12 protein-coding genes are annotated in these 13,741 nt (G+C 42.6%); 11 read left to right on the top strand and 1 reads right to left on the bottom strand.

Going from position 1 to position 13,741, the window contains the following annotated elements:
• Positions 1-2: 2 nt before the first annotated feature.
• The 11 genes from KA713_17435 to KA713_17385 all read left to right on the top strand — a co-directional run bounded on the left by KA713_17435 (position 3) and on the right by KA713_17385 (position 12,396).
• Positions 3-239 carry a hypothetical protein gene (locus tag KA713_17435; GenBank protein UXE66215.1) on the top strand — a complete coding sequence of 79 codons (237 nt, stop codon included), beginning with the start codon at positions 3-5 and terminating at the stop codon, positions 237-239.
• Positions 233-559, top strand: a complete 327-nt coding sequence (locus tag KA713_17430) for a type II toxin-antitoxin system RelE/ParE family toxin (protein UXE66214.1) — start codon at positions 233-235, stop codon at positions 557-559. Before KA713_17435 ends, KA713_17430 begins: the two co-directional genes overlap by 7 nt.
• A gap of 186 nt (positions 560-745) precedes the next feature.
• Positions 746-4,096, top strand: coding sequence for a preprotein translocase subunit SecA (secA, locus tag KA713_17425; protein ID UXE66213.1), 3,351 nt, complete (start codon positions 746-748; stop codon positions 4,094-4,096).
• Positions 4,093-4,641, top strand: coding sequence for an SPOR domain-containing protein (locus KA713_17420; GenBank protein ID UXE66212.1), 549 nt, complete (start codon positions 4,093-4,095; stop codon positions 4,639-4,641). The genes secA and KA713_17420 overlap by 4 nt, the downstream gene beginning before the upstream one ends.
• A gap of 6 nt (positions 4,642-4,647) precedes the next feature.
• A complete protein-coding gene (locus KA713_17415) occupies positions 4,648-5,841 on the top strand; it encodes an amidohydrolase (GenBank protein UXE66211.1) in 1,194 nt (397 codons plus the stop codon).
• Positions 5,842-5,900: 59 nt separating this feature from the next.
• The gene (locus tag KA713_17410) at positions 5,901-6,929 is read left to right on the top strand and encodes a hypothetical protein (protein ID UXE66210.1); all 1,029 of its coding nucleotides are present in this window, start codon (positions 5,901-5,903) and stop codon (positions 6,927-6,929) included.
• A gap of 74 nt (positions 6,930-7,003) precedes the next feature.
• Positions 7,004-8,617, top strand: coding sequence for a Na/Pi symporter (locus KA713_17405; GenBank protein UXE66209.1), 1,614 nt, complete (start codon positions 7,004-7,006; stop codon positions 8,615-8,617).
• 142 nt (positions 8,618-8,759) lie between these two features.
• Positions 8,760-9,212 (top strand): sigma-70 family RNA polymerase sigma factor, encoded by a 453-nt coding sequence (locus KA713_17400; GenBank protein UXE69178.1) that lies wholly within the window; start codon positions 8,760-8,762, stop codon positions 9,210-9,212.
• The gene (locus KA713_17395) at positions 9,205-10,527 is read left to right on the top strand and encodes a TonB family protein (GenBank protein ID UXE66208.1); all 1,323 of its coding nucleotides are present in this window, start codon (positions 9,205-9,207) and stop codon (positions 10,525-10,527) included. The genes KA713_17400 and KA713_17395 overlap by 8 nt, the downstream gene beginning before the upstream one ends.
• A gap of 26 nt (positions 10,528-10,553) precedes the next feature.
• On the top strand, positions 10,554-11,174 hold the full coding sequence (locus tag KA713_17390; GenBank protein ID UXE66207.1) for a LysE family transporter: 621 nt from the start codon (positions 10,554-10,556) through the stop codon (positions 11,172-11,174).
• A gap of 82 nt (positions 11,175-11,256) precedes the next feature.
• The gene (locus KA713_17385) at positions 11,257-12,396 is read left to right on the top strand and encodes a cysteine desulfurase (GenBank protein ID UXE66206.1); all 1,140 of its coding nucleotides are present in this window, start codon (positions 11,257-11,259) and stop codon (positions 12,394-12,396) included.
• Positions 12,397-12,407: 11 nt separating this feature from the next.
• Here KA713_17385 and KA713_17380 read toward each other — a convergent pair whose 3' ends face one another.
• Positions 12,408-13,703, bottom strand: a complete 1,296-nt coding sequence (locus tag KA713_17380) for an acetyl-CoA hydrolase/transferase family protein (GenBank protein ID UXE66205.1) — start codon at positions 13,701-13,703, stop codon at positions 12,408-12,410.
• Between the last annotated feature and the right edge of the window lie 38 nt (positions 13,704-13,741).

Raw genomic sequence — 13,741 nt, 5'->3', positions numbered from 1 at the left:
ACATGAGCACAACACAAATCCGAGAAGAACTCAAAGACTATATCAAACTTGGCGATAGCCGGTTATTAAAAATACTTCATTCTGTCGCTAAAGAATATTCTTCAGAAGACTTCACAAAAAAAGGGAACCCAATGTCTGTCAATACTCTAAAAAAAAGGGTCACTGAGGCAAAAGCTAGAATAAAAGCTGGAAGCTTTACTACCCAAGAAGACTTAGAGATGGAGATGGAAAAATGGTGAAAAAAAAACTCAAAGTAATTTGGGATAATGAGGCAAAACAATCGTTAAAGAGCATCTATTATTATATCAAACAACGAGAATCTCAAGCTCAAGCAGTTCGTGTAAGAAAAAAGATTGTAGAATTAGCAAATTCTTTAAGTGCCTTTCCTGAGAAATTTGCCGAAGAACCGAATCTAAAAAGTCAAAAAGGAAACTATAGATTCAAAGCGATTTGGAGCTATAAAATTATCTATGAAGTAACTTCTGAAGCAATATTAGTGCTTGACATTTTCCACACTAGCAGAAACCCAAAGACGATAAGCGAATTAACAGACGACTAAGTTCTTATCAAATTCAAGCCATTCAGGCATACCTACCTTAAAAATATCCTGCCAAAAAGGTGTTTGAGGGGATCGTGGAACTATAATTGCAAAGCGTAAATCCTTAACTTTCGGACTTTTCGGCCAAAGCCAAAGGCAGTGGTGTTCACTGCCCTCAACTATTGGCCACCGACTATTGACTACTTTATGCTAAAACTTATTGCCAAAATTTTCGGCACCAAATCAGACAAAGACATCAAGCGCATGATGCCTTTAGTGGAGGAGACTAAAAAAGAGGGCGAAAAACTGATTACTATCTCCAACGACCAACTCCGTCAGCACACGTTGGATATTCAAGCTGAAATCAATCAAAAACTAAAACCGATTGATGACCAATTGGCCGATTTGCATGCGCAAATTGCCGACCAACCTGACCGTGAAATCAACGAGAAGGAAGCCATCTTCAACCAAATCGATGCGATCGAAAAAGACCGCAACAAAGAGTTGGAAAAAGTGCTGTTAGAAGTATTGCCAAGAGCGTTCGCCATTATTCGCGAAACAGCCAAGCGATTTAAGGAAAACGAATTCCTCGAAGTTACAGCTACGGAATCTGACAGAATTTTTGCTGCCAAGCATGCCAACATAAAAATTTCAGGAGATAAAGCACAATGGAGCCGTCAATGGATGGCAGCAGGTAATTTGATTACGTGGGACATGGTGCACTACGATGTGCAAATCATTGGTGGCATTGCCTTGCATGAAGGCAAAGTAGCCGAGATGGCTACGGGTGAAGGTAAAACGTTGGTGGCAACATTTCCGGCCTTTTTAAATGCCTTGGCCAAACGGGGTGTACACATTGTGACAGTGAATGATTACCTCGCAAGACGAGATAGCGAGTGGATGGGCCCTATCTTCCAATTCCATGGAATCTCGGTAGACTGTATCGATAAACATGAGCCTAACTCCATTGCACGAAGAGATGCTTATAAATCTGATATTTGCTATGGCACAAACAACGAATTCGGTTTCGACTATCTCCGCGACAACATGGCCCGCGACCCCGAAGAATTGGTTCAGCGCGGTCATCATTACGCCATGGTGGACGAAGTAGATAGCGTGTTGATCGATGAGGCCCGCACTCCGTTAATTATTTCTGGTCCAGTTCCGCGCGGTGATGAACACGAGTTCTACGATTTAAAACCACGCATCAATAAATTAGTAGAGGCGCAGAAAAAACTCATCAATCAGTATCTGAATGATGCGAAGAAAATGATTGGCGAAGGGAACGAAAAAGAAGGTGGCACTGCACTCTTCCGTGCCTACCGCGCCATGCCGAAATACAAACCGCTCATCAAAATGTTGAGCGAAACGGGCAACAAGGCCATCTTGCAAAAAACAGAAAACTTTTATCTACAAGACAATAAAAAGGAAATGCCCGTGGCAGATGCTCCCTTGTATTTTGTCATTGACGAAAAAGATAATAGCGTAGACCTTACCGAAAAAGGCATTGACCTGATTACGGGCGAAGGCGAAGACAGGCAATTTTTCATTCTTCCAGAAATTGGCATCGAACTGAACAAAATCGAAAAGGATTTTTCGCTGATAGAAGAACAACGGATGCAGAAGAAAGATGAACTCATTCGCGAGTATTCGGTTAAATCGCAGCGCATCCACAGCATCAATCAATTGCTAAAAGCCTACACACTTTTTGAAAAAGATACGGAGTACATCATTGTAGATGGCAAAGTAAAAATTGTAGATGAACAAACAGGGCGCGTATTGGATGGCCGCAGGTATTCCGATGGCTTGCACCAAGCCATTGAAGCCAAAGAAAATGTGAAAGTGGAAGATGCCACCCAAACATACGCCACCATCACACTTCAAAATTATTTCCGCATGTACCATAAGCTAGCGGGCATGACAGGTACTGCCGAAACAGAAGCGGGTGAGTTGTGGGACATCTACAAATTGGATGTGGTGGTCATTCCCACCAACAAACCCACTACCCGCAAAGACCAAGACGATTTAGTTTTCAAAACCATGCGCGAGAAGTTTACGGCCGTCATTGACGAAATCGTAAAACTAACGGCAGCAGGCAGACCTGTGTTGGTCGGCACTACCTCCGTAGAAATTTCGGAGTTGGTAAGCCGCATGTTGCAGATGAAGAAAATCAAACACAATGTGTTGAACGCAAAACAGCATCAGCGGGAAGCAGAGATTGTGGCGGAAGCGGGCAAGCCGGGCACCGTAACGATTGCCACCAACATGGCCGGCCGTGGTACGGATATCAAACTAACACCTGAGTCGAGGGCCGCGGGTGGCTTGGCCATCATCGGTACGGAGCGTCACGAATCACGCAGGGTAGATCGGCAGTTGCGTGGTCGTGCAGGTCGCCAAGGTGACCCAGGCAGTTCCACCTTTTATGTTTCGTTGGAAGATAACTTGATGCGTTTGTTTATGCCTGAGCGCATTGCCCGCATCATGGACAGATTGGGTTTGAAAGAAGGCGAAGTCATTTCGCATTCGATGGTAACAAACTCGATAGAACGCGCACAGAAAAAAGTAGAAGAAAACAACTTCGGAATCCGTAAGCGATTATTGGAATACGATAACGTGATGAACTCGCAGCGCGAAGTGATTTACAAACGCAGAAAAAATGCACTGTTTGGTGAGCGATTGCAATTGGACATTCTCACCATGCTCTACGATACGTGCGAAGACATGGTGGCCAACGTAAAAGCCGGTGAGAATTTAGACGAATTTAAAATTAGTTTGTTAAGTACGTTGGGCATTGATTTTCAAGTGAGCGATGAAGAATTTAAAAAGCTAGATCAACGCATTCTTACCGAGCGATTGTATGATGAAGCGCTCCAGCAATACAATCATAAAAACAAATTGGCCGCTGAAAAAGCAATGCCCATCGTACTGGATATTTATAAAACACGGGGGGCTACCATTCAAGATATTCTTGTTCCCTTTTCGGATGGCACCAAACAAATTGGCGTAGCCGCCAATTTGAAAAAATGTGTTGAGACAAAGAATTCTGAACTGATCAAGTCGATGGAGAAAATGATTACACTCGCCATCATTGACCAGCAATGGAAAGAACACTTGCGCGATATGGACGATTTGAAGCAATCGGTGCAGAACGCAGTGTACGAGCAAAAAGACCCGTTGTTGATTTATAAGTTCGAGGGATTTGAGGCATTCAAGCGTTTTGTATCAAAAGTAAACCAAGAAACTGTTTCGTTTTTGATGAAAGGCGACATACCTGTGCAAGACTCGGATCAAGTGCAAGAGGCACGTGCGCAAAAAAGACAAAAGCTGAGCGAGAAAAAAGAGGAGTCGCGTTCGCTTTTGCAAGGAGGAGGAGAAGCCAACCAAAACACACAACAGCGCACGGAAGAAAAAGTAATGCCCGTGAAATCAGAAAAGATCGCCAACCGCAATGATAAAGTAACAGTGCAGTACCCTGATGGACGCGTGTTGAAAGATGTGAAGTACAAAAAAGTTGAAGACGATATTAGTGCGGGAAGATGTATTGTGATTGAGCAATGAAAAGAAAAGGAGACAGGAGACAGGAGATAGTATATAGAAGACCGCCTTTGAAGTCTCCTATATACTATATACTAACTCCTATATTCTTCTTTTTAGTATCATTCTCCTGCCAAGCTCAAAAAACGGCTAAGCCCTATTACGAAGATCTTTCTTCATTACGACCAAAAGTAACTTTAGTAGCTAAGAAAAAAGATACCCTCATTCAAAGCACTCGGCAAGAAAACATTCCTCCCAAATACAATGTCAACGAAAAAGTAGATTTTGTCTTGGATAGCATCGATCGCTTTAACCTCACGCGCAAGTTTGTAGACGGATACACTATCCAAATTTATTCAGGTCAGAAAAAAGACGATGCCTTAAAGGTGCAAAAGACATTGGTGGAAGAGAATAGCAGCTTCGTTCCTAGCATTCAATATCAACAGCCTAAGTTTAGGGTAACGGTGGGAAAATATTTTACACGCATTGAGGCACAGAGGGATTTAGTAAAGCTCAAGCGGATTTTTTCTTCGGCCAGTTTGGTTCCCGAGCGAATCATGATTAAATAATATTCCATGGTATTGCTCTCCACATTTCAAAAACTCTCCAAACAGTATGCGCAAGAAGTTATCGCTTTCCGCAGGCACTTGCATGCCAACCCTGAATTATCCTATCAAGAATTTAATACGGCCAACTACATCACCCAAAAACTAAAAGAGTTTGGCTTACATCCACAAAAAGCTATAGCGAACACAGGTGTGGTGGTGCTGATCGAGGGAAAAAATCCAAGCAAAAAAATAATAGCTCTCCGTGCGGATATTGATGCGTTGCCCATTACCGAAGCAAACGAGATCGATTACAAATCAAAAAACAATGGCGTGATGCACGCCTGTGGGCACGATGTTCATTCCGCTTCTCTATTGGGCACGGCTAAGATTTTAAATGAAACAAAATCGCAGTGGGAAGGAACAGTGAAATTGATTTTTCAACCCGGAGAAGAAAAAAACCCAGGGGGGGCATCGATCATGATCAAAGAAGGTGTTTTGCAAAACCCCTCTCCTACTTCTATTATTGGTCAGCATGTATTTCCACTGTTGCCCGTTGGCAAAATCGGTTTTCGCGAAGGCAAGTACATGGCCAGCAGTGATGAGATTTATCTAAAAGTAATAGGCAAAGGTGGACACGGTGCAGCGCCTGAGTTGACCATCGATCCGGTAGTAATTGCTTCGCACATCATCATAGCATTGCAGCAAGTAATTAGTCGCAATGCAAGCCCTAAACAACCCACCGTGCTTACGTTTGGAAAAATCACTGCCATGGGCGCTACAAACATTATTCCCAACGAAGTAAACATAGCTGGTACTTTTCGCACATTGGATGAAATCTGGCGTGCCGATGGATTAAAAAAAATAAAGAAAATGGCCGAGAGCATAGCCGAAGGCATGGGCGGAAAATGTGAAGTGGATATTCACCACGGCTACCCCTGTTTGGAAAACAATCCTGAACTGACGAAGGCCATCCGCGCAGCAGCTGTGCAATATGTTGGTGTTGAAAATGTGGTGGACATCGAGCAAACACTTGGGTCAGAAGATTTTGCTTACTACTCGCAGGTCATTCCTGCATCTTTTTATCGGTTGGGCACACGCAACGAGGCAAAAGGCATTACTTCGTACGTCCACACCCCTACTTTCAATATTGATGAAGACGCGTTGAAAATCGGCCCCGGGCTGATGGCGTGGATGGCGGTTCAACAGTTATCTCAAGAGTAACAAAATCTTTTTAATGGGCTGTTACTTTTCTTCAAATTTGGATTAACAGCGTATTCCAAATGATGAGAAAAATCTTTTTTCTTTTTTACACGCTATTTACTTCAGTACCTGGCTTTTCTCAATTTCTTGATTTTGAAACAACTGATTTTACAAAACCAGATAGCATTGCTGCATTGTATGAAAATTTTGATTTAAAAGATCAGCAAAAGCTTACCTCACTACTCACAAAAGATCTGAGCTCTGACGTTGAAAAGTTTAGAGCTATTTTCAAATGGATAGCAAATAATATCTCTTACGATATCGTTCTTTATGATGAAAAGAAGAAAAAAGAATACCAATTCAAATACAAAAAGAGAAAGCTCGAAAAATGGAAAAAGGGATTTGATAAAAGGCTCTTAAAAAGATTAATCATTGGTAAAGAGTCAATCTGCTCTGGTTATTCATCGCTGCTTGAAACCATGTGCGGATTTGCGGGAATCACGTGCGAAGTTATTTCAGGGTATGGAAGGAATGAATTGGATAGAATGGGATATGGAGTTATTGACCACGCTTGGAATGCCGTCTTTATCAATAACAAATGGTACCTATCAGATCCAACATGGGCTGCTGGTTATGTAAACGAAGATTTTAATCAGTTTAGAAAACGGTTCAATAAAAACTATTTTCTTGCCGACCCCTTTTTCTTTGCGCTAGATCACTATCCAAAAAACCCAGATTGGCTTTTACTTACTGACAAGCCTACCTTAAAATATTTTTTGAATTCCCCTTATAAAGGGGAAGGATTTATTACTAATAAACTAAATCACTATAAACCAACGGAAGGGTCGATTAAATTGAAAGGAGATTCAGTGATTACGTTTGCGTTTACATCTAATTTGCCGCCTGATAGTTTAAAAAAAGTTTCTGTTGATTTGTATTCAAAATCAAAATTCAGCTTTAAACATTTCAGATCGGAAGTTTTTCCACTTAAGGTTGACCAAGAGGGTTATTATAACTTTAATCTTATTCTAAAAGAAAAGGGTCTAATTAGGATTCGAATTTTCATAGGCCGAAAACTTGCCTTTACGTACGAGGTGTTTTCGAGATGATAAATTTTACTTACTAAAATTAATTTTTAGTTAAAACCCTAATTACAGCTATCTGCTTATATTTACAGGTAAGCATGGTACTACCTCCCATTGTTCAAACCCCTTCTGGTTCGCAGCCTTCGCGTTGGAAAATATATGCGCGCAACTCGGCACTCATTATCGCAGCGTTGCTCATCTTTTTGTTTTCGCTCGATTTGATGATTGCTGCCCTTGAGCAATTGGGCAACGTGGCCACGGAAGTAATTCTAACAGCAACATCCAACCCTTTCACTGGGCTTTTCATAGGACTCTTGGTTACCGCCATTATTCAAAGCAGTTCAGCCACCACCTCATTGGTGGTCGCTCTGGTGGCCTCCGGCTCTATTTCATTGCAAGGCGCAGTGCCCATTATCATGGGCGCAAATGTGGGCACTACCATAACCAGCACCCTTGTGTCTTTGAGTTTCATTACCAAACGAAAAGAATTTCGAAGAGCCGTGGCAGCCGGAACCTATCATGATTTCTTCAATATCCTCACCGTACTTATCCTTTTTCCGCTCGAATATTATTTTGGGTTCCTCTCTGAACTGGCTCGTTCATTGTCGAAAATATTTGCCCAGCCAAACGGACCGTTGGTTACCGATTTTACCATGCTGGGTGGATTGTTCTCTCCACTCATTCATTTTCTAAAAGGCATAATCAACAATGGCTTTGTATTGGGTGTTATTGCCATTGCTTTGCTTTTCGGATCGATCCTCTTCTTTCGAAAAATCATTACTAACATCATGGGGTTTGGCACGCCCGAACGCTTTCAACAATTCTTTTTTAAAAACACCTACAAATCATTTGGCTGGGGGCTATTAACGACTGCTGCCATTCGATCAAGCACCGTTACCACTTCGTTGGTCGTACCATTGGTGGCCAAAAAAGTGGTGAAACTTCAAGCCGCAGCCCCTTTTATTTTAGGCGCCAACATCGGAACAACCGTTACTGCGTTTCTCGCCTCCACATTCAATTCAAATGCTGCCATTAGCATTGCCTTAGCGCATTTTCTTTTCAACTTCATTGGTGTATTGATCTTTCTACCAATACCCTATATAAAAGATTTACCTCTTAAATTAGCCATAGGGCTTGGCAAACTCACCATCAAATATCGGCTCGTAGGTTTTTCGTATGTGTTGTTCACTTTCTTTTTCATTCCTTTTGCCTTGATCTATTTAGGCAAGAACTTAGTGGGCCTAAGTGAAGCTACTTATATAGTAAAGGAGAAAGATGGAAAAATCATGTATCGCAACTTGTTGATAAAAAAATACGATGGCAACCAGTTTTCCAGATGGACTACGGAAGATAACAAAGAGCTGAATGAACCCAATGTAATTTCCGTTTATCGAAGACAAAATATTCTCATCATTAACAACGAATTGTTTGAGCTTAACAGACCGGGCTTTTGCCGCGATGGCGAAGACGACAACGGAAAATTCAACATGTGCATTCGCGAAATCATTCCAACCTATACCTTTGCAAAAGGTGAAAAGCAATTGCAAGTGTATGTTTTTGAAAAACAATCATATGAACCCGCCCGTGTAGATAGCACCACAGTGCGCACCTATGTAAGTGCCAGCGATAACCTCATCGTAAAAAAAGAAACGGTCAATAAGCACGGACAAATAATAAAGAGCGAAGCGTTACAAAAGCTTGTGAAAAAGTAGTCCTTAAATTAAATCTCAATCTTATAAGCACAAAAATCGATACGTGCAAACTCAAACCCTGACCGATGCCGAATTACTCGCCCTGTATAAAAGGACAGGCGATTTGGCGCATTGGGGAAATCTGTATCAACGCTACACCGCAATGGTTTATGGCGTGTGCGTAAAATATTTGAAAGACCGAGACGATGCCAAAGATGCAGTCATGCAGCAGTTTGAAAGGCTGGGCGCCTCCCTGCGCACCCACGAAGTAGAAAATTTTAAAAGTTGGCTCTACGTAGCCACCCGAAATCATTGTTTAATGCAGCTTCGGGCACGAAAAGGCAAACAAACGGAAGAATTATCTCCTCTCCTTATGGAAACGGACATTGTTTTGCATCTGGAAGAGGAGCCTGAAATGGAACAAAATCTTACTAAATTGGAGAACTGTATTGCCAAATTGCTGGCCGATCAGCAGCAATGTGTGCGGTTATTCTTTTTACAAGAAAAGTGTTACAAAGAAATAGTAACAATCACGGGTTTTGATATGAACCAAGTAAAAAGTTACATTCAAAATGGCAAACGGAATTTAAAAATATGCATGGAGCAAAATGCGTGACTGGAAAACCGATATTGAAAAATACAAACGAGGCGAGCTGACCCCAGCACAAATGCATGCGCTTGAAAAAGAAGCTTTGCGCGATCCGTTTTTAGCCGATGCCCTAGAAGGTGCCGATGCGTTGGATGCAACTACTTTCTCAAGCGATGTGAATGAATTGCAATCCAAAATTGGAAGTGAGAAAAAAGGCGCATCATGGATTTGGCCTTTACGGATAGCTGCCGGGGTAATCATTGCAGTAAGTGGTTATTTGATTGCCAACCAATTGATGCCGGGAACTAAACCAAATGACCTAGCACTTGAAAACAAAGCCACCACTCCGAATGAATCAGCACCTACTCCGCTAGGAATCAAAACCGATACCAGTGGTAATGGCACAGGCGCGTACAAGTCAGTGACGAAAGAAAACCCTTCGGTTTCAACCATTGATCAATCAAAAAACAATCAACCAAAACCACCTGCTGAAATTGCTACTACAAAAACCGGAGTGGCTGCTACTCAGCCTACTGAAAACCCAATTGCGTTGGCCGAAAAAGAGGAGACTGATGAGACGGCCTCTGAAGTCGCTTCCCCATCAAAAGCAGAAGAGTTAGAGTTAAAAAAGGCTGAAGCGGAAAAAACAGAACGAATGGCCGCTCTGGACATAAGTTCAAAAGAAAAAAAATCTATAGCACCAGCTCCATCATTAAGTCGTGCTAAATCTTTTGCCTTAAAAACCTACCAAGGCAAAGTTACTTCCTCTGAAGACGGCAGTCCCATGCCAGGTGTAAATGTTGTAATCGATGGTACTACCCAAGGTACGGTTACAGATGCCAATGGCATATTCGAAATTGAAAGCCCTGTCGAAAATCCCAATCTCGTATTTTCTTTTATTGGATTAAAAACAAAAGAAGTCAAACCAAATGATTCAAAACTGGCAGTGGCATTAGAGCAAGATGTATCGCAACTGAGCGAAGTAGTTGTAACTGGCTATGGCGTATCGCGCGATGAAAACCACAATCCAATCATCAAAAAAGCAGAACCAGTGGGTGGATTAAAGGCTTATAATCGATATCTCGATAACGATGCCCGGTATCCGCTAGCAGAACTAGAAAAAAAGATAAAAGGAAAGGTGTCGTTGAAGTTCACCGTTCGTACCGATGGCAGTTTAGATCAATTCAATGTTGTGAAAAGCTTGGGTAAAGCATTTGATGAAGAAGCTTTGCGCATGGTAAAAGAAGGCCCTACGTGGTCGCCCACCACCGAAGATAATGTGCCCATTGAAAGTGAGGTGCTGGTACGGGTGAAATTCGATCCTGCAAAAGCAAGAAAGTAATTGCTTATTTTGCCTTTATTTAACTTATGTTGGAGCTCCTGAAAGTTTTCATAACAGGTACGGTCTTTAGTTTTATTGGCTCCATACCGCCTGGCACCTTAAATGTATCAGTTCTACAACTTGGTTTAGAAAACAAAGTAAACACCGCGCTTCGCTTTGCTTTGGCTGTAGCCATCGTTGAATACCCCTACGCTTGGATAGCCGTAGAGTTTGAAGGGTGGATCTCGAGTTACCCATGGATGGTAGCAAACCTTCAGTTGATCACCGCCATTACAGTAACTACTCTTGGCTTGTTTACGCTATGGGCCGCGCGGAAGCCCTCTACTTTTTCCGTTAAGTTTAATGAGAGCGGTTTCAGACGTGGACTGATATTAAGTATCCTCAACCCCATGGCCATTCCGTATTGGACGGCCGCAACGGCTTACTTTAGGGCGCAAGGATGGATAGACTTATCATCGAAACCGTTGATCCATAGCTATGTGTTTGGTACTTCGGTAGGGGCCATGCTCTTGTTAACCTTGTTTACATTCATGGCAGCTAAACTTGCGCCCCACATTCACCAAAATAAGTACCTCAAAATGGCACCGGGTTTTATCATGCTGGCTTTGGGGATTTATGCCTTCTTACGATATTTTTTAAGGGCTTGATAGGTTGGTGAATGCTACCAATTGATATAGCTTTTCGTTCCATGAATTTTTTTCCAATAACTTTGCGGACAAAAGATTTGGTATGAGAGTCTATCTCGACAACGCTGCCACCACCCCACTCGACCCCGAAGTATTTGAGGCCATGAAGCCTTTTATGTTGGAAGATTTCGGCAATCCATCTTCTACGCACGCGCATGGCAGAAAAGTGAGGGCTGCGATTGAATCGGCACGGAAAAAAGTAGCGGAGTTATTGAATTGTACACCGGGCGAAATCATTTTCACTTCAGGTGGCACAGAAGCAGATAATACCTTATTATGCAATAGCATCACTACTTATGGGTTGCAGCACGCCATCTCTTCACCGATCGAACATCATGCGGTAACACACACGCTCGAAACGCTGGAGAAAAAAGGACATGTGCAACTTCACCACGTGCAGTTAGATGAAAAAGGGCATGTTGATTTATTGCATCTGCAAAGCCTTCTGCAACAATACCCCAAGGCGTTGGTTTCGTTGATGCATGCTAACAACGAAATCGGAAATTTATTAGACCTAGAAAAAGTAGGTGAACTATGTGCACAGTTCAATGCCTACTTTCAATCAGACACCGTGCAAACCATGGGGCACTATCGCCACGACATGAAAAAATTAAAAGTTCATGGGATGACGGCTGCGGCTCATAAATTCCACGGCCCCAAAGGTGTTGGTTTTATGTACATCCACAAAGACAAGAAAATACATCAACTTATACACGGTGGCGCTCAAGAACGCAACATGCGTGGAGGGACTGAAAACGTATATGGCATTATTGGGTTGGCAAAAGCGTTGGAAATTTGCTATCGCGAAATGGACGAACATGAAAGCCATATCAAAAAGATAAAGTCGCACATGATTGACAAACTGTGCGAAACGATTCCAGGGGTTTCGTTCCATGGCGATTCTGCCAACTTAGAAAAAAGTTTGTACACGGTGCTGAATGTTTCGTTACCCGAAGCAGAAGAGAACGATATGCTGCTCTTCAATTTAGATTTACAAGGCATCTCGGCTTCCGGTGGCAGTGCCTGCTCCAGCGGTGCATCCACCGGTTCGCATGTATTGGGTGCACTTTATCCCAATTCAAAAAGAGGCGCAGTGCGTTTCTCTTTCAGCAAAAAAAATACACTAGAAGAAATCGATTTTGTGGTAGAGAAGTTGGCTGACCTTTGCAAAGTAAGTGTCTAGTTGATCTGAGCTTAATCGCGATAATAGTGATTGCTCCCAAACCTTTTCATAATCTCTTTTTCTAACATCTCGCGATTGGCAGGATGTGCAATGTTCATCAATGCCAATGCTCGCTGATGCAGATTCTTTCCGTACAAGTTGGCCACCCCATACTCGGTAACGATGTAGTGCATGTGGGCACGGGTTGAAACTACTCCTGCACCAGGTTTTAAGGTAGGCACAATTTTAGATTCACCTTTTTTGGTGGCCGAAGTTAACGCAATAATAGGTTTGCCTTTGTCGGATAAAGACGCGCCTCTAATAAAATCCATCTGGCCTCCAACACCCGAATATTGGTAGGTGCCAATCGAATCGGCACACACTTGCCCGGTAATATCAATTTCAATGGCACTATTGATGGCAACTACTTTTGGGTTTGCGCGAATCACCCGTGTATCGTTTACATAACTAGCTTCTAAAAATGCAAAGGCCGGGTTATCATTAATCGCTCGGTAAAGCTTATCGGTGCCAATGGCAAAAGCAGAAACTACCTTGCCGGGGTGTTTCTTTTTATACGCATTGGTGATGACCCCTTTTTGCAACAAGTCAATCACACCATCCGAAAACATCTCGGTGTGAACCCCTAAATCTTTGCAATGACCTAGTGATTGAAGCACCGCATCGGGTATAGCACCAATGCCCATTTGCAAAGTAGAGCGGTCTTCCACCAGATTGGCAATTAGTTTTCCGATTATCCCCTCAGCTTCCGAAATCTTATCGGCATACCGTACCTGCGGCAATTCTTGCGTACACTCTACCAACGCATCCATTTTACTTATGTGGATAAATCCATCCCCATGCGTGCGTGGCATGTTAGGGTTTACTTGCGCAATAATCTTTTTGGCCTGCTTAACGGCCGATTTGGCAACATCTACCGAAGTGCCCAACGAACAATAACCATGCTGATCGGGTGGTGATACATGCAACATGGCTACATCGATGGGCAAAATGCCTTGCTCAAACAGCCGCGAAATCTCACTTAAAAAAATAGGGATGTACTCTCCATTATTTCCATTGATGTTAGCGCGAATGTTATCGGAAACAAATAGTGAGTTAAAATAAAATTTTTCACTATACTCTGGCCTTGTGATATCTAACTCCCCTAGGGTGCTAACTGCGGTAAGCTCCACGTTGGAGAGTCGCGAAGCTTGATTGGCGAGTTCTTTCAGCAAGAACAAAGGCGTGGCCGCACTGCCGTGAACAAAAACGCGGTCTCCCGACTGAATAGTTTTGATAGCATCTGATGCGGACATAAATGGAACTGACATAGGATATTTTTTTTGACCGAAAGATACGTGTGTATTCA

It is taken from the genome of Chryseotalea sp. WA131a, assembly GCA_025370075.1.
Taxonomy (GTDB): domain Bacteria; phylum Bacteroidota; class Bacteroidia; order Cytophagales; family Cyclobacteriaceae; genus ELB16-189.
Note: the sequence above shows the minus strand (reverse complement) of the source record. Positions and strands in the feature narration are given on the sequence as shown.